14 protein-coding genes are annotated in these 16,725 nt (G+C 58.4%); 12 read left to right on the forward strand and 2 right to left on the reverse strand.

Features of this window, described 5'->3' with window-relative positions; all coding sequences use genetic code 11:
- Positions 1-108: 108 nt before the first annotated feature.
- From cysM to ACTRWH_RS11160, 5 genes are all read left to right on the forward strand, one after another.
- The gene (gene cysM, locus ACTRWH_RS11140; protein ID WP_462826450.1) at positions 109-1,002 is read left to right on the forward strand and encodes a cysteine synthase CysM; all 894 of its coding nucleotides are present in this window, start codon (positions 109-111) and stop codon (positions 1,000-1,002) included.
- A gap of 36 nt (positions 1,003-1,038) precedes the next feature.
- The gene (rlmD, locus tag ACTRWH_RS11145; protein WP_462826410.1) at positions 1,039-2,376 is read left to right on the forward strand and encodes a 23S rRNA (uracil(1939)-C(5))-methyltransferase RlmD; all 1,338 of its coding nucleotides are present in this window, start codon (positions 1,039-1,041) and stop codon (positions 2,374-2,376) included.
- A 58-nt stretch (positions 2,377-2,434) separates the two neighbouring features.
- The gene (gene relA, locus ACTRWH_RS11150; protein WP_036204223.1) at positions 2,435-4,672 is read left to right on the forward strand and encodes a GTP diphosphokinase; all 2,238 of its coding nucleotides are present in this window, start codon (positions 2,435-2,437) and stop codon (positions 4,670-4,672) included.
- Positions 4,669-5,526 carry a nucleoside triphosphate pyrophosphohydrolase gene (gene mazG / locus ACTRWH_RS11155; RefSeq protein ID WP_462826411.1) on the forward strand — a complete coding sequence of 286 codons (858 nt, stop codon included), beginning with the start codon at positions 4,669-4,671 and terminating at the stop codon, positions 5,524-5,526. Before relA ends, mazG begins: the two co-directional genes overlap by 4 nt.
- Positions 5,527-5,654: 128 nt before the next feature.
- Positions 5,655-5,999 carry a hypothetical protein gene (locus ACTRWH_RS11160; RefSeq protein WP_007152055.1) on the forward strand — a complete coding sequence of 115 codons (345 nt, stop codon included), beginning with the start codon at positions 5,655-5,657 and terminating at the stop codon, positions 5,997-5,999.
- A gap of 83 nt (positions 6,000-6,082) precedes the next feature.
- Here ACTRWH_RS11160 and ACTRWH_RS11165 read toward each other — a convergent pair whose 3' ends face one another.
- The gene (locus ACTRWH_RS11165; RefSeq protein WP_007152054.1) at positions 6,083-6,316 is read right to left on the reverse strand and encodes a hypothetical protein; all 234 of its coding nucleotides are present in this window, start codon (positions 6,314-6,316) and stop codon (positions 6,083-6,085) included.
- A 103-nt stretch (positions 6,317-6,419) separates the two neighbouring features.
- On the opposite strand from ACTRWH_RS11165, the gene ppc reads away from it, so the two are divergent.
- The 7 genes from ppc to ACTRWH_RS11200 all read left to right on the forward strand — a co-directional run bounded on the left by ppc (position 6,420) and on the right by ACTRWH_RS11200 (position 14,135).
- Positions 6,420-9,065 carry a phosphoenolpyruvate carboxylase gene (gene ppc, locus ACTRWH_RS11170; protein ID WP_091641831.1) on the forward strand — a complete coding sequence of 882 codons (2,646 nt, stop codon included), beginning with the start codon at positions 6,420-6,422 and terminating at the stop codon, positions 9,063-9,065.
- Positions 9,066-9,103: 38 nt separating this feature from the next.
- Positions 9,104-10,474 (forward strand): HDOD domain-containing protein, encoded by a 1,371-nt coding sequence (locus ACTRWH_RS11175; RefSeq protein ID WP_091641828.1) that lies wholly within the window; start codon positions 9,104-9,106, stop codon positions 10,472-10,474.
- A 216-nt stretch (positions 10,475-10,690) separates the two neighbouring features.
- Positions 10,691-11,344, forward strand: a complete 654-nt coding sequence (gene adk / locus ACTRWH_RS11180) for an adenylate kinase (RefSeq protein ID WP_036204233.1) — start codon at positions 10,691-10,693, stop codon at positions 11,342-11,344.
- Positions 11,345-11,348: 4 nt separating this feature from the next.
- On the forward strand, positions 11,349-12,044 hold the full coding sequence (gene tsaB, locus ACTRWH_RS11185; protein ID WP_075195972.1) for a tRNA (adenosine(37)-N6)-threonylcarbamoyltransferase complex dimerization subunit type 1 TsaB: 696 nt from the start codon (positions 11,349-11,351) through the stop codon (positions 12,042-12,044).
- Positions 12,045-12,080: 36 nt separating this feature from the next.
- Entirely contained in the window at positions 12,081-12,878 is a 798-nt protein-coding gene (locus tag ACTRWH_RS11190) for an undecaprenyl-diphosphate phosphatase (protein ID WP_036204238.1), read from the forward strand.
- A gap of 85 nt (positions 12,879-12,963) precedes the next feature.
- Positions 12,964-13,326: a hypothetical protein gene (locus ACTRWH_RS11195; protein WP_041335070.1), complete on the forward strand. Its 363-nt coding sequence runs from the start codon at positions 12,964-12,966 to the stop codon at positions 13,324-13,326.
- Positions 13,326-14,135, forward strand: a complete 810-nt coding sequence (locus ACTRWH_RS11200; protein ID WP_462826412.1) for a class I SAM-dependent methyltransferase — start codon at positions 13,326-13,328, stop codon at positions 14,133-14,135. The genes ACTRWH_RS11195 and ACTRWH_RS11200 overlap by 1 nt, the downstream gene beginning before the upstream one ends.
- 14 nt (positions 14,136-14,149) lie before the next feature.
- Here the strand turns inward: ACTRWH_RS11200 and plsB are convergent, their stop codons facing one another.
- Positions 14,150-16,618: a glycerol-3-phosphate 1-O-acyltransferase PlsB gene (plsB, locus tag ACTRWH_RS11205; RefSeq protein WP_085681471.1), complete on the reverse strand. Its 2,469-nt coding sequence runs from the start codon at positions 16,616-16,618 to the stop codon at positions 14,150-14,152.
- Positions 16,619-16,725: the final 107 nt, after the last annotated feature.

The raw sequence follows: 16,725 nt of genomic DNA on the forward strand, positions 1-16,725 counted from the left end.
ACTGCGGATATTCCGCGTATCATGCGAACCCGGAGTGTATCACAGGCTTGTGTCGTCGGCGTTACCCGCTGGCGGCGGGGTTCCGGAAGAATTGAGGAAGATTACAACATGCATTTCCCGACCATCGAAGATTATGTAGGGCATACGCCTCTTGTGCGTCTGCAGCGACTTCCGGGCGAGACCAGCAATGTGATTCTGGCCAAGCTTGAGGGTAATAACCCCGCCGGTTCGGTGAAAGATCGTCCTGCTATCAGCATGATCCAGGAAGCAGAGCGCCGGGGTGAAATCAAACCAGGCGATACCCTGATCGAAGCCACCAGTGGAAATACCGGAATTGCCCTGGCGATGGCGGCTGCCATCAAGGGCTACCGTATGGTGCTGATCATGCCAGCGAACATGAGCGAGGAGCGTCGGGCGTCGATGCGCGCCTATGGGGCGGAGATTGTCACCGTCACCAAAGAGGAAGGCATGGAAACCGCCCGCGACCTGGCCCAACAAATGGAAACGGAAGGCAAGGGTAAAGTGCTGGATCAGTTTGCCAACCAGGACAACCCGCTGGCGCATTACCGCACCACCGGCCCGGAAATCTGGGAGCAGACGGCAGGGCGGGTTACGCATTTTGTCAGCTCCATGGGTACCACCGGAACCATCATGGGCGTGTCCAGGTATTTCAAGGAACGGAATCCCGATATCCAGATTGTTGGCCTGCAGCCCCAGGAAGGAGCGTCTATCCCCGGTATCCGCCGCTGGCCGGAGCCGTACCTGCCGAAAATTTTTGATGCCACCCGTGTGGACACGGTCATGGACATCGGCCAGCAGGAAGCTGAGGACACCATGCGTGCCCTGGCCAGCGAGGAAGGCATTTTCTGTGGTGTTTCATCAGGTGGCTCCATCGCTGCAGCCCTCAAGCTGTCGGCACAGGTTGAAAACGCGGTGATCGTGGCCATTATCTGTGATCGGGGTGATCGTTACCTTTCCACCGGTGTGTTTCCCGGTGCCTGAACCCATCAAGACCTGAATCCAGTTAAGAGACTTTCTATGAGTAGAAGACGCAGGAAGGCCCTGCCAAGCGAACCGGTGCGCTGTGTGATTGAAACCCTCAGTCACGATGGCCGGGGCATCGCCCGGGACAACGGTAAGGCACAGTTCGTCGACGGCGCCCTGCCTGGCGAGACGGTCATGGCCAAATTTACCAGTACACGCAGCAAGTTCGATGAATTACGTGCTGTGGAAGTGCTTGAAGCCGACGACGCGCGTATGACTCCGCCCTGCGACTTTGCCGACCTGTGTGGTGGGTGTAGTCTTCAGCACATGAATGGCGATGCCCAGATCCGGTTCAAGGAAGATACCCTGCGGGAGCATTTTGCCCATTTTGGGGGCATTGAACCGGACGAGTGGGTGGCGCCCATGCGTTCCCCGGCTCTGGGCTATCGACGCAAGGCACGGCTGGGCGTGAAATACGTGCCAGCACGGGAATCGGTGCTGGTCGGGTTCCGGGAAAAGCGCAACAGTTTCCTGACCGATATTGATCGTTGCGTGGTGTTGGATCCGCGTATCGGCGATCGCATCACGCCGCTACGTGAACTTCTTCATGGCATGGACGCCTATCGTCGCATACCGCAGGTGGAAGTCGCCTGCGGCGACGATTCGGCGGCGATGATATTCCGCAACATGGACCCGTTGAGCGATTCCGACAGGCAGTCGTTGATCGATTTCGGTCAGGCCCATGACTTGCATATCTATCTGCAACCGAAAGGGCCGGATACGGTTCACAGAATCTGGCCCGAGACCGGCGAAGAGCGACTGTCCTACGACATGGAGGAATTCGACCTGACCATGAAGTTCCATCCCATGGACTTTACCCAGGTCAATGTGGACATCAATCGCAACATGGTACATCGGGCCGTCGAGTGGCTGGACGTCCAGCCCGGTGAGCGGGTGTTGGACCTGTTTTGCGGACTGGGTAATTTCACCCTGCCGCTGGCTCGCCGTGCCGGGCAGGTGGTTGGAGTGGAAGGTGACGATGCCATGGTCGTCCGCGGGCGGGAAAATGCGGAACTCAACGGGCTATCGAATGTCGCATTCCACGGCGCTGACTTGCAGGCGGATTTCACAGCACAACCGTGGGCAGCGGAAGGGTTTGACAAAATCCTGATTGATCCGCCGCGTTCCGGAGCCCAGGAGGTGTGTGAATACCTGACAGCCTTTGGTGCGAAGCGAATTGTTTATGTCTCCTGTAACCCGGCCACGCTGGCCAGGGACGCAGGGGTGATGGTACGTAATGGTTATCGACTGGTGAGGGCGGGCGTTATGGACATGTTTCCCCACACCACTCATGTTGAATCCATGGCGATGTTCGAGCGCGTAAATAATTGATGCCTCTCGGGACCGGTCAGGGATGGCCGGATAAGCGACCAGGAAGAACAAGAGCGATATGGTAAAAGTTCGCGAAGACTATGCAGTGACGGGGGACGGCCAGGTTGATATCGAGCGTTGGGTCCGTCAGATCGAGTCACAGACGCATCTTGAGGATGCTGAACAGTTCCGGCGGGCCTGTGAAATGGCCGCCGCGATTGATGTACAGGCGGTACGCGAGGACAGGGTCTGGGCCCCGGGTGCCAGCAGCTTCCGAACCGGCATCGAAATGGCTCAGGTACTGGTGGAGCTGCACCTCGACCAGACCAGCTTGGTGGCAGCAATTCTCTACCGGGCAGTGCGGGAGGAACGGATTCCCCTGGAGGACATCCGCAAGGAGTTCGGCGATGAGGTGGCCGGGCTGATTGATGGTGTTCAGCAGATGGCGGCAATATCGTCCATCCATCACCCTCTTAAGGGTAATGTGCTGGGCCAGACCGAGGGCCAGCTCGATAACGTTCGCAAGATGCTGGTCACCATGATCGACGACGTCCGGGTGGCGCTGATCAAGCTTGCAGAGCGGACCTGCGCCATTCGTGCGGTGAAAAACGCGTCTGAAGAGAAGCGCATGCGTGTGGCCCGCGAGGTGTTTGATATCTATGCGCCGCTGGCGCATCGACTGGGAATCGGTCACATCAAATGGGAACTGGAAGATCTTTCGTTCCGCTACCTGCACGAAACCGCTTACAAAAAGATCGCCAAGCTGCTCGATGAAAAACGGCTTGACCGCGAAAGCTACATCAAGCGTGTCATCACCACCATCAAGGACGAACTGGATGCGTCTGGAATAGACGGTGAGCTTTCAGGGCGTGCGAAGCACATCTACAGTATCTGGCGGAAGATGCGGCGCAAGGGCATCGACTTTTCCCAGGTGTACGATGTTCGGGCCGTCCGTATCCTGGTGCCTGAGGTCCGTGACTGTTACGCCGCGCTTGGTATCGTGCACACTCTCTGGCGCCATATTCCCAACGAATTCGACGACTACGTTGCCAATCCCAAGGAAAACGGGTATCAGTCCCTGCACACGGCTGTCATCGGCCCTGAAGGCAAGGTGATGGAAGTGCAGATCCGTACCCAGGCCATGCATGAGGAAGCTGAGCTTGGCGTTTGTGCTCACTGGCTCTACAAAGGCATGGATAAGGGCAACCGGTCCGTGGGCTATGACGCCAAGATCAACTGGCTGCGGCAAGTGCTGGAGTGGCAGGAAGAACTCGGCGACCTGTCCGGGCTGGCGGATCATCTCAAATCCGATGTCGCCTCCGATCGGGTCTATGTGTTCACGCCCGAAGGCCATGTGGTGGACCTGCCACAAGGCGCGACGCCGGTGGACTTCGCCTATCGTGTGCACACGGAAATCGGTCATGCCTGTCGCGGGGCCAAGGTTAATAGCCGTATCGTGCCGCTGACTTATCCGCTGAAGACCGGCGACCAGATATCCATTCTCACGTCCAATAACCAGGCGCCCAGCCGTGACTGGCTTAACCCGAGCCTGGGCTATATCCAGACTTCCCGTGCCCGGGCCAAGGTTACCCACTGGTTCAAGCAACAGGACCGCGATCGCAACATTGTTGATGGTCGGGCCATTTTGGAAGACGAGTTCAAACGCCTGTCGCTGTACGAGGTGGACCTCAACGACCTGGCTCGCAAAGTGAATTACCAGGCTGCCGAGGACATGTATGCGGCAGTGGGGGCCGGGGATCTTCGACCCACCCACGTGGCTAACGTCGCCCAGCAGATGCTGGAGCCGAAATCCGAGCAACTGGATCTGAAGCTCAGCACACAGAGGCGCAAGCCCTATGACACCGAATCGGATATCCAGATTCTGGGCGTTGGCAAGCTCAAGACCCAGGTGGCGAAATGCTGCAAACCCCTGCCGGGTGATCCGATCGGTGGCTACATCACCGTCGGCCGTGGTGTCACCGTGCATCGGCAGGATTGCATCACCTTCCTGAATCTGAAGGAGTTCGAGCCCAATCGGATTATCGAGGTGAGTTGGGGCGGTCAGCCTGTGGCCGTGTATCCCGTTGATGTAGAAATTGAAGCTTACGACCGCTCCGGGTTGTTGCGGGATATCACTCAGGTGCTGTCGTCTTCCAAAAGTGACGTTCTGGCACTCAATACCTTGTCCAACAAGGATGAGAACACAGCCACCATGACCGTGACCCTGGAAATTTCCAGCCTTGATCAGTTGGCCAAGTTGCTCGCCCAGATTCGCAATCTCCCCAACATCATTAATGTCAGGCGAAAGCGATCATGAGCTATTCCATTGACGATCTTAAAACCTTGATGACACGGCTTCGGGACCCGGAGTCCGGGTGCCCGTGGGATACCCGCCAGAGCTATAAGACCATCGTGCCCCACACCATTGAAGAGGCCTACGAGGTTGCCGATGCCATCGACCGTGAAGACTACCCGCACCTGGAAGATGAACTGGGTGATCTGCTGTTTCAGGTGATCTTCTACAGCCAGATGGGGAAGGAAGATAACCACTTCGACTTCGACTCGGTGGTTGATAACCTCGTGCGCAAGCTGGTCCGGCGTCATCCCCACGTGTTCCCGGAAGGCACCCTGGAAAGCAGGATCGATCCGGGCAACCGGCCCAGTGAGGCTGACATCAAGGCAAGCTGGGAACGTATCAAGGCAGAGGAGCGGGCGGCGAAGCCGGAGGCGTCTGCGAAGGCAGAGTCATCAAGCCGGCTCGACGGCATTGCCCGGACGCTCCCCGCAATGGTGCGCGCTGAGAAACTTCAGCGCAGGGCCGCCAGCCATGGCTTTGACTGGCCAGAGGTTGAGCCGGTCTTCGACAAGCTTCACGAAGAGATCGATGAGCTAAAGAAAGCCTGGTATGACGCGAGTTCCGGCGATGGTCCGGCGGAGGCGGTGGAGGACGAGCTGGGTGACCTGTTGTTTGTGTGCGTCAACCTGGCACGTTTCATGAAGGTTAATCCTGAGCAGGCCCTCAACAGCACGAATCACAAGTTTGAGATGCGATTCCGTGCTATTGAGGAGCACCTCGAGCACGAAGGCCGTGATCTCGATGGCGAATCGCTGGAGGCATTGGACGCCGTCTGGCAAGCCGTCAAAGGGGTTGAAAAGACTCGTAAAAGGTAACGGATAAGTACAATCCGTTACCAAGTTTTCCGCCCCTGGTGCGGTCGCTTCATCTACACTTCCGGTTAAGGATGCACACACTTCGTGCACCCTGTGGGCCACCAAGAAGATGCAGGAGTGAAGGCACCATGAAAATCAAAGATCTGGTCAACTACTGGGACAAGCACGCACGTGGTCGGCTGACCCGTGATGCGTATTTTGCCGACCTCTCTGACCAGCATCACAAGCGACTGGAAAAACTGGCCGCGTTGTATCCGATGAAGTCTTCCCAGGACCTGATGCGAGACCTGATTTCCGCTGCCCTTGATGAGCTGGAAACCAGCTTTCCGTACGTTCAGGGGTCTAAGGTTGTTGCGTTCGATGAAGACGGCTTCGAAATCTATGAAGATCAGGGGATGACCCCGCGCTTCATCAGTCTCAGCCAGAAGCATATCCAGCGGCTGAAGGCGCGCCAGCTCGAATCGGTTGCCTGATCAGGCCAACGCCTGATTGATCGCGACGGCCCTGCGATACCCGACGGGGTGGCTTCGCCACCCCGCAGAGAAGTGCCCCCGCTTTATTTATCCTTGCCTTCCAGCTTGTCCTTCAACGGGCTCAGCCTGACCAGGTCGTCCAACGCGGCGCCAATCATGTCATTCAGTATGTCGCTCTCTGAACGGTCCGGGTAAAGCTCGGCCAGTGCTGCTATGCGCGCGGCATCTTCCAGCGGCAAGCGGAGATTGTAATCGTGGCTGCGCTCAACAGACTCTTTCTTGCTTTCCCAGTGCTTGGGCAGATCGGTTACTTTCATGGATACTCCTTGCGGCGACAGGCTTTAATCGTTAGAAAGGCTTTATAAGAGTAAACAGTATCGTTAGTTTACTTCGCCTCCGTCAATTTAAAAGGACGTCAATGTGACTGAGCTACACCCTGACCTTCGAGAAAACGTTCGCATGCTGGGCGAGTTGCTGGGGCAGAGTATCCAGCGTCACCCCGGGCAAGATTGCTACGAGTTGATAGAAGAAGTGCGGGCGGCTGCCAAGGCCGACCGTCGCCAGGAAAGCGGTTCCGGCCAGCGCCTGGTCAACCTGCTGGGCAAGCTTCGTGATGACGAGTTGCTGCCGGTAACCCGCGCCTTTAACCAGTTCCTGAACCTGGCCAATCTGGCGGAACAATACCACGGCATCCGCCGCAAGCGGGGTCATCAATCGGACCTGATGGTGGAATCCCTCGAAGAGGTGTTTGGCCGCCTCAAAGACGGTGGCGTCAGTGCCGATGAACTGCACAGGCGAGTGGCTGACCTTCGTATCGAGTACGTTCTGACAGCACATCCCACCGAAGTGGCCCGCCGTACGCTGATCATGAAGTACGACGAAATGTCCGATTGCCTGGCCCGACTGGATCATGAGGACCTGTTGCCCGCGGAGCGTGATGAAATCGTCGGACGCCTGTCGCAACTGGTCACCGAAGCCTGGCACACGGATGAGATTCGGCATGAGCGCCCGACGGCGGTTGACGAAGCCAAGTGGGGATTTGCCGTTATTGAGAACAGTCTGTGGCAGGCATTGCCGCGTTTTCTGAGAAGCCTGGATCTATCGCTTTCAGACGCCACGGGGAAGGGGTTACCGCTGGATGCGTCGCCCATCCGGATCGCCTCCTGGATGGGCGGTGATCGCGATGGCAACCCCAATGTGACCCATAAAGTAACCCGCAAGGTGTTCCTGCTGGGCCGCTGGATGGCAGCCGATCTCTACCTGCGGGACATCCAGTCCCTGCGTGCGGAATTGTCCATGTGGCAGGCCAGTGATGAGCTGCGGGACGTCGTTGGTGATACCCGGGAGCCCTATCGCCAGGTGCTGGCCGGGCTGAGGGAAAAACTGATCAAAACCCGGGACTGGGCGGAAGCCAGGGTTGCCGGCGAGCCCTCCGACGCCACCGGCATTCTGTTTGCCAACGAGGACTTCACCGGGCCGCTGGAGCTTTGTTATCGGTCCCTGGTGGACTGCGGGCTGGAATCCATTGCCAATGGTCCGCTGCTGGACACCATTCGCCGCGCCCACACCTTTGGCTTGCCTCTGATTCGCCTGGACATCCGCCAGGAGTCGACCCGTCATGCCGAGGCGGTTGCGGAAATGGTGGATTACCTGGGGCTGGGCGATTATCTGTCCTGGTCCGAACAGGAACGTCAGGATTTCCTGGTGCGCGAACTCAAGGGGCGCCGGCCACTGATTCCCAGGCACTGGAAACCCTCCGACGAAGTCGCCGAGGTGCTGGCTACCTGCGAAGTGGTGGCAGAGCAGACGCCGGAAGCGCTGGGTTCCTATGTCATCTCCATGGCCAGCAAACCGTCGGATGTGCTGAACGTGATTTTGCTGCTACGTGAAGCGGGTATGAAAAACCCGATGCGGGTAGTGCCCCTCTTTGAGACCCTGGATGACCTGCGCGGTGCCCCTGACAGTATGGCGGCGCTCTACAGCGTGGACTGGTATCGGGACTATTGCGAAGGCCGGCAGGAAGTCATGATCGGCTATTCCGATTCCTCCAAAGACGCTGGTCAGATGATGGCCGCGTGGGCTCAATACCAGGCTCAGGAAAAGCTCACCGAGGTCGCCAATCAGTATGGCGTCCACCTCACGCTGTTTCATGGCCGCGGTGGCACCGTCGGCCGTGGTGGTGGCCCGGCCAACCGTGCAATCCTGTCTCAACCGCCGGGTTCGGTGAACGGCAGTTTCCGGATCACCGAGCAGGGCGAGATGATCCGCTTCAAGTTTGGCCTTCCCCGGCTGGCGGAACAGAGCCTTACGCTGTACACCACGGCGGTGATTGAAGCCACCCTGGCGCCACCGCGAGGGCCAGAGCCGGAATGGCGGGAGGCTATGGACTGGCTCACCGAACGCTCCCTCAAAGCTTACCGTGACGTGGTTCGGGAGAATCCGGACTTTGTTCCCTATTTCCGCCAGGTCACTCCGGAACAGGCGCTGGGCAAGCTGGCCCTGGGTAGCCGCCCGGCACGACGCAAACCCGGCGGTGGCGTGGAAAGCCTGCGGGCCATTCCCTGGATTTTCGCGTGGACCCAGATGCGGATGATGCTACCCAGCTGGCTGGGTAGCGACGTTGCCCTGGAGGAGGCATTTCACAACGACCGCGTGCCGGTGCTGCGGGAGATGATGCAGCAATGGCCGTTCTTCAAAACCTACGTGGATATGCTGGAAATGGTGCTGGCAAAATCTGACCTGAGAATTGCCAGCTACTACGAAAAGACGTTGGTCGATGATCCAAAACTGCTTGAACTCGGCAAGAACCTGCGGGAGCGCCTGCAGGGCTGCATCCGCCATTTGCTGGAATTGAAGCAGCAGGACACCTTGCTGGAACAGGAACCTGTATTTGCCCATTCCATGCGTGTACGTAATCCGTATACTGATCCGCTACACTATTTACAGGCGGAACTGCTCAAGCGTGACCGTGAGGGCGAGGGCAAGGGCGAAGTGCCCGAGATGGTTGAGCGCGCACTCAAGGTAACCATGGCTGGTATTGCGGCCGGCATGCGGAACACCGGCTAAAGCAGGTTCAGCGGATCATAAAAAACAGGAGTAACGCCGTGGCGTTAGCGGCAAGACTGGAACGCTTTTTAACCGGCAAAGGAATTGCCTATCGGGAACTTGAGATTGATCAGGTACTTAGCTTTGACGCCGCGGTCATGGCGTCCGGGCGTCCTCAGGATGAGTTTATCCGGGCAACGCCCCTGATCGACATCAATGGCGTCGTCATGGCCGTTCACGGTTACAACACCAGTCTGGATATGGACCTGGTGCACAAGCAAACTGGCCGACGCCTGCAGCCGTTAACGGCTCGCCAGTCCGCCCGGCTGTTTGCCGACTGTGACCCGGGCTTCCAGCCGCCGGTCGGGGCTGCCTACGATCTGCCGGTGCTCGTTGATGAGGATATCCTGGGATACCCCCGCACCCTCATGTGCTGCGGGACCGACAACGCTCTTCTCGAGTTGGACCGCACCTCTCTGGCAAGGGCCCTGGCGGATGCCACTCAGGGCCACCTGGCGATTCGCGGGCAAAACAACGATGAGCGTGATGCCCTGACGCTGGAAGAAGTGGCCGACAAGCTGCAGAAGCTTTACCGTCTGCCGCCCATGCCAGCGCTGGCGCTGCGCATTCTCCGTTTGACGGCCAATTCCGAGGCGACCGCCCGCGAACTGGGCGAGCTGATAGAGTTTGATCCCAGCCTTACCGCGCAGATCATGCGCTATGCCCGTTCTGCCCTGTTTAACTATCCCGGTCAGATCAACTCGGTACAGGAAGCGGTGACCCGGGTTCTTGGGTTTGATCGTGTGGCCCATATCGCGCTGGGTATCGCGTCCGTGCGCGCTTTCGAAGTGCCCCGTCAGGGCATGCTGGGGATGGACCAGTTCTGGCGCCACTCTCTGTATAACGCGTTTGTTTGCCAGCGTATGGCGCCAAAGTGCCATTCCGATAAAGGCCTGGCGTATCTGTGTGGCTTGCTGCACAACTTCGGCCTACTGCTGATCGGCCACCTGTTTCCCCAGGAGTTTGACGAGCTGAATTCGCTGCGGGAAGCCAATCCCGACGCCAGCATGCATTCGCTGGAGCAACAGGTGTTCGGGGCCAGCAACGATCAACAGATGCTGGCGGTTGGCCACGGCGCCATTGGCGGCATCCTTCACCGACTTTGGGAACTGCCTGACCCGGTGGTCAAGGCCGCGGGTATGCATCAGCAGGAGGGCTACCATGGCGAGCATGAACAGTATGTGCTCATGGTCCAGCTGGCCAATGGGCTGCTGAAGGAAAGGGGGATTGGGGATGAGTTCAACCCGGATGATGTCGCCTCCCTTGCGTCGTCCCTCGGGCTTTCCGAAGGGGATGTTGCTCGTTTGAACGAGGAGATTGACAGCGTTTCCGGGGAGCTGGACGCGCTGGCGTTATCCCTGTCATCCTGACCGTCGAGCACTATCAGCTACAGCCGCAACTCACAGCCCGATGTAACCTTTTGGTGCATGCTACGGAGGTCCACTTTCTATGAGGGGGCTGAGTTCGTATAATGCGCCTTCCTTGGCAGGGGCTGCGGGCTCGTTGCTGCCGAGAAGCTGTCGCAAAGCCGCCGGGTTTTGCAACAGCTTTTCAAATGATAATGACTACAACGGGAGCACAGCGTTATGAGAATCATCATGTTAGGCGCGCCAGGCGCAGGCAAGGGTACGCAGGCCCAGTTTATCACCGAACGGTTTGAAATCCCGCAGATTTCGACCGGCGACATGCTTCGCGCGGCGGTGAAAGCCGAGTCCGATCTTGGCAAGCAGGTCAAGGAAGTGATGGCTTCTGGCGGCCTGGTGTCTGATGACATCATCATTGCGCTCATCGAAGAACGGGTTAAGCAGCCTGACTGCAAGAACGGCTTCCTGCTCGACGGTTTCCCCCGCACTATTCCCCAGGCCGAGGCCCTGAAAGACCAGGGTATTGTTATTGACTATGTGGTGGAAATCGCCGTTGATGACGAGGAAATCGTAAGCCGTCTGTCAGGTCGTCGGGTGCACGAGGGCAGTGGTCGCATCTATCATGTGAAGTACGATCCGCCCAAGACCGAAGGTAAAGACGACGAGACTGGCGATGCCCTCATCCAGCGCGAGGACGACAAGGAAGAAACCGTCCGTAAACGCCTGAAGATCTACCACGAGCAAACCGCGCCACTGGTCGGTTACTATCAGGACTGGGCGAAAGAAGCCCCTGCCGCTGCGCCGAAATATGTGCGCGTAAAAGGCGTGGGCAGCCTGGATGACATTCGCGACCAGATTCTTACCCAACTGAAGTAACCCTGTGAAACTACTGGCACTGGATACCTCATCAGAGGGCTGCTCAGCAGCCCTGCTGGTGGATAACAGCCTGGTGGAGCGGTTCGAGCTGGCTCCCCGCGGACACACCCGCCTGTTGATGCCGATGATCCGCGAGCTTCTCGCCGAGAAGGAACTGGTGCCGGCGGACCTCGATGCGCTCGCATTTGCCTGTGGTCCGGGCTCGTTCACGGGCCTTCGCATTGCTACGGGGGTTGTCCAGGGCCTGGCCTATGGTCTCGGAATCCCCGTTATTCCAGTGTCATCCCTGGCAGCCGTTGCGGAGGATGCGATACAGCATTGGCAAATGCTGGACGGCGACGCCGTTGCAGTGGCCTTCGATGCCCGCATGGGTGAAGCCTATTGGGCCTGTTATATGTGCCGAGATGGGCAACCGGAGTTGATGGGTCACGAGCAGGTCTGCGCTCCGGCGTCTGTGACTCTGGCCGATGGCGCATCCCGGTGGTTTGGTGCTGGTCAGGGGTGGAGCCTGAAAGAAAATTTCCCGGCCGATGTTGCCGCAACCATGGACCGCATCGACGAGACTCTGGTGCCCAGGGCTTCCAGAGTGGCGGAGATCGCCGCCCGTGCCTTTCATGCGGGAGCCGGGGTGCCGGCCGAACAGGCACAACCGGTATACATTCGTGATGAAGTGGCCTGGAAAAAACTGCCCGGCCGCTAACAACAACCTCACTGCTACCACCCGGAATCACTGCCGATGGAACTGTGGCACATTATTGTATTGGCCGTTATACAGGGGCTGACGGAATTTCTTCCGATCAGCAGTTCGGCCCATCTGATCCTTCCCTCACAGGTATTTGGCTGGCCGGATCAAGGCCTTGCGTTCGATGTCGCCGTGCATGTAGGGACGTTGGCAGCGGTGATCTGGTACTTTCGCGCGGAAGTGGGCCGTCTCACGGTTGCCTGGGTTGGAGATACGGTTCGGGGCCGTGTCGGGCAGGATAGTGGCCTTGCGTGGGCGGTCATCGCCGGCACCATTCCAGCCGGACTGGCTGGTCTGTTGCTTAATGATTTCATTGAAACCTCCCTGCGTTCCGGGTTGGTGATTGCGGTTTCGACCATCGGTTTTGGTTTGGTGCTGTGGTGGTCGGACGCGGTGGGACGTCGCAACCGGGACCTGCCGGCATTGACCATGAAAGATGCGGTGATTATTGGCGTGGCCCAGGCGCTGGCTCTCATTCCAGGCACCTCCCGATCCGGTATTACCATCACGGCGGCTCTGTTTCTCGGGTTTGGACGGGAGGCCGCCGCCCGATTCTCGTTCCTGTTGTCGATCCCGCTGATTCTCGCCGCCGGTCTGCTGAAAACCCTGGAGCTGGTGGAGCAGGGCGGGGCAACCGACTGGGCGGCTATTGCCCTGGGTGCTGCGCTGTCATTTGTCAGTGCCGTGGTCTGTATCCACCTGTTTCTCAAGTTCCTTGAGAGACTTGGCCTGATGCCGTTCGTTATATACCGCCTGGTACTCGGTCTGCTGTTGCTTGTCATGCTCTGGTAGTGCAAACATTGAACAGCCTGCTTTAAAATTGGTCCAGGATCTTCCATAATCCACTACCTGTGGTCTTTTTAACCGGTGTGCCAGAATGATCGGTGGTGTTAACCCAAACAGCAGTCTTCCTTTCCAGTCCGGCAACAGCAGCCCGGTTCGTGAGCGCAGTGACATCGCTCGTGCGCCTGCGTCCGCCCCCGATAACGACAGCCAGGCCGTTCGCCGTGATCTCACCGATGCACGGCCCCCCAACGCCGAACAACGGCCGGTTCCTTCTGCTGAGTCGCTAGAACGCCGTGTCGAGGCACGTCAAGCCGCGGAGGACGTGCGCCTGGAGCGTTTCCGTGCCGATGAAGTTTCCCTGAGCACCTCCAGAGCCCTGTCCACGTTTGCCGATGTCGCCGCCGGAGGCGATATTGCGGATGCAGGGCTCTCAGGCATCGATATCCTGGTTTGATGTCGCCAGGAAACACCCTGTCTGAACTTGCCGTTGGCTGCAGCCCCCTTGGCGATCTCCACGCTGCACGTTCCCTGTCTGAAGCATTATCGTTGCCTTTGCTGGGTACGCTTCGTCCGCGAGACGTGCGGGATTACCCAGTGCTGCTGTTTCTGGATAAAAATGGTCTTGGCCTGCAGGTTACCGGCAAGGGGGCTCCAGGGCCTGTCAGAGCCGAGTTCGTGACCGGAAAGGCGGGATACCGGAGAGAACACGGCGGTGGCACCGGACAACTGATTGCCAAGGCTGTTGGCCTGAAGAAAGCCCGCCAGCCCCTTCATGTTCTGGATGCAACGGCCGGTCTTGGCCAGGACGCGTTCGTACTGGCCTCCCTGGGCTGCAGGTTAACCCTTTTCGAACGTTCGCCGGTTATCCATGCGTTGCTTAGTGATGGACTTTTCCGTGCGGCCCTGAACGAGCAGAGCGCGCCCATTGTCGCCCGGATGGCATTGCAGTCGGGTAGCAGTATCGACTGGTTATCGCAGGCGGGCGCGGGCGCCGCGGATGTGATCTACCTTGACCCGATGTTTCCCCATCGCGACAAGTCGGCCCTGGTCAAGAAGGAAATGCAGGTGTTCCGCACGGTGGTGGGAGACGACGATGACTCACCGGCGTTGTTGAAGGCCGCGTTGGCAGTGGCAACCTATCGGGTTGTCGTCAAACGCCCGCGCAAGGCGGAGCCAGTGAGTGGCCCCGAACCCACCACCCGTATTGAAGGGAAGAGCAGCCGGTACGATATCTACTCCATCAAGGCGTTTCCCGCCGGATAGGTCACCGGTCGCGTTCAGGCCCCAAGCATGGTCACCTGCTGAATGGCCTGGCGTTTTTCCACACTTAGCACCAACCGTGCGTCTTCCGCCACTTCATCCAGGCCGTCGGTGTAGCACAACAGCCCGTCGTCATCGGTGGTGATAACGCCATTGTGCTGCATGTTGGCGATGAAGTTACGGAACAGGGTCTTGTCGAAGAACTCCGGCGCATTGAGGCCGAACAGGATGGACATACGTTCGGCCAGAAGCGTGCTCTGCTCTTCCAGTTCGCCGGCGGTAATCTTACCCGACCCGTATTTGCGCAGGATGCCGATGGCAATGTGATAGCGTTCTAGGGTCTGGATGATGAACCGTGACAGCACCCGCAGGCGCAGCATGGCATCGGTGCCTTCCTCAGGGCGGCTGATCCTGTCTTCCTCTTCTTCGAACAGCAACCCTTTCTCCAATAGGACGTCGATCCATTGGTTGATGACCCCGTCAATCTCCTCGGCGTCGTATTTGAGGAACAGTTCGGATTTCAGATAGGGGTACGCCACGCTGGCCAGGAACTCAATTTTGTCCCGGCGCAGGGAGTTCTTGTTCTCAAACAGGCTCGCGATCAGAGACGGCAGGGCAAACAGATGCTGGATGTTGTTGCGGTAATAGGTCATCAGGATCGCGTTGCTGCCTTCCAGCGCGATGATGTCACCCAGTTTCTGGGGCTGGCGCGTGATCAGGCCCATGTTTTCGCAGTAGTCGACCCAATCTTTGCCACTGCCTTCCGGCAGCGTGATGGTGTCGGCGTAGGGAAAGGCTTTCAGCAGGTCGGCATACTGGTCCATCAGGCGAATCAACTGGCCTTCATCCATAGCCAGGCGATCGGTGCCCAGCAAAACCGTTGCAGTCATGCCAATGGGATTGACGGCGACAGATGCGTTAATGCTGGACGCAACACGATTGGACAGTTCAGACACCGCCTGATTGAGCCATTTTGGCCGGTATTCGGAATCGTAGGCTTCTTCCCGCCAGCTTGGTTCGACTTCGTTCAATACCTCAGCAAGGGGAATGGCTTCACCGAAGTTTACAGCGACCTGGCCAAACGAGTTGCTCAACTTGCGAACGGTCTTGGCAATCGCGAACACGCTCTCTTTCTGTTTTTTCTTGCCCCGTAGTTCACCGAGGTAAGAACGGCCTTCCATCACCTTCTCGTAACCAATGTATACCGGGACGAACACGATGGGCTTGCGATGGTCTCGCAGAAAGCTGCGGACGGTCATGGACAGCATGCCGGGCCGAGGCTGGAGCATGCGGCCCGTGCGGCTGCGCCCGCCCTCCACGAAGTACTCAACGGAATAGCCTCGGGAGAACATCACGTGCATGTATTCGTTGAACACGGTGGCGTAGAGCGGGTTGTCACGGAAGCTCCGACGCATGAAGAACGCGCCGCCGCGTCGCAGGATGGGGCCAACAATAGGCATGTTCAGGTTGATGCCGGCGGCAATGTGCGGGGGCATCAGCCCGTTCTTATAGAGCACGTAGGACAGCAGCAGGTAATCAATATGGGAGCGATGGCAGGGAACATACACCACGGCATTGTCCTGGGCTTCTTCCTTGGCAACGCGGATGTTGTTGATAGCGATGCCGTTGTAGATACGATTCCACAGCCAAGACAGCACCACTTCCAGGAAGCGTATGGTCACGATGGACATGCTGGCAGCGATCTCGTCCGCATATTTGTACGCCTTGGCGCGCACCTTTTCCGGGGGGATGTCATCCTTTCGGGCAGCTTCCCGGATGGCTTCCTTGACCGCCTGGGTCCGCACCAGTCCACCCACCAAGGTGCGGCGGTGAGACAGGTCCGGGCCGAGCACGGCTTGGCGCACCCTGCGGAAATGGGTACGGAGAATGCGGGCGAGCTTACGGTTGGCGCGTTCCTCGCTATGGCGGTATTCGTCAATCACCTGCTTCAGGGACAGGGGCTGATTGAACTGCACGTAAGTGCTACGCCCATGCACCATGATGATCAGGAATTTCTGCAAACGTCCAGCCACGGACCAGGTGTCGGACAGCAGCAGTTTGACCAGCGATTTTTCCTTGTCCGGGGAGCGCCCCCAGAACAGCGACACAGGGACGATCTGAACATCCTGCTCAGGGTGTTCCAGGCCATGGCGAACCAGCGCCCGGAACTCACCGGTGGGAACCGGCGTCTGGCGACGACGGAAAAGACCACCAATCCGACGGTAGAGAAAAAAGAAGGAGTGGTTCGGACCGTTCTTGACCGGCAGGGACGACTCGGCACCAGGCAGGCCAGCTCGCAGCACCTCCTGTTCCAGGACCAATCGGCTGGACAGCGAGCTGTACTGCAGTACGTAGCAAACCGGTTTTTCCGGGTCTACTCCCAGGGCTTCCACGCTGTTGCCGCTCACATCCGTCCGGACCCACAAAAACAGGATTTTGCGGAAAAGGGTCAGGATCAGGCTGCGAAGGCCCAGGAAAAAACGCATAAACGGTCGCTCCGGTTCACAAAACAGGCGGTAAGTTTACTTGGTTGCGTGCAGTGCGGAAAGCCATGCGGTCGTTCTGTTGTGTTGTGCCGCTGTGATACATTTCC

The organism is Marinobacter sp. G5_S1_61_S3 (assembly GCF_054968585.1).

Excerpts from the sequence above, each read along its gene's own strand:
- ACTRWH_RS11190 (WP_036204238.1), top strand. The coding sequence starts at position 12,081 with ATGGAACTGTGGCACATTATTGTATTGGCCGTTATACAGGGGCTGACG.
- mazG (WP_462826411.1), top strand. The coding sequence starts at position 4,669 with ATGAGCTATTCCATTGACGATCTTAAAACCTTGATGACACGGCTTCGG.
- adk (WP_036204233.1), top strand. The coding sequence starts at position 10,691 with ATGAGAATCATCATGTTAGGCGCGCCAGGCGCAGGCAAGGGTACGCAG.
- plsB (WP_085681471.1), bottom strand. The coding sequence starts at position 16,618 with ATGCGTTTTTTCCTGGGCCTTCGCAGCCTGATCCTGACCCTTTTCCGC.
- rlmD (WP_462826410.1), top strand. The coding sequence starts at position 1,039 with ATGAGTAGAAGACGCAGGAAGGCCCTGCCAAGCGAACCGGTGCGCTGT.
- ACTRWH_RS11200 (WP_462826412.1), top strand. The coding sequence starts at position 13,326 with ATGTCGCCAGGAAACACCCTGTCTGAACTTGCCGTTGGCTGCAGCCCC.
- ACTRWH_RS11195 (WP_041335070.1), top strand. The coding sequence starts at position 12,964 with ATGATCGGTGGTGTTAACCCAAACAGCAGTCTTCCTTTCCAGTCCGGC.
- relA (WP_036204223.1), top strand. The coding sequence starts at position 2,435 with ATGGTAAAAGTTCGCGAAGACTATGCAGTGACGGGGGACGGCCAGGTT.
- cysM (WP_462826450.1), top strand. The coding sequence starts at position 109 with ATGCATTTCCCGACCATCGAAGATTATGTAGGGCATACGCCTCTTGTG.
- ACTRWH_RS11160 (WP_007152055.1), top strand. The coding sequence starts at position 5,655 with ATGAAAATCAAAGATCTGGTCAACTACTGGGACAAGCACGCACGTGGT.
- ACTRWH_RS11165 (WP_007152054.1), bottom strand. The coding sequence starts at position 6,316 with ATGAAAGTAACCGATCTGCCCAAGCACTGGGAAAGCAAGAAAGAGTCT.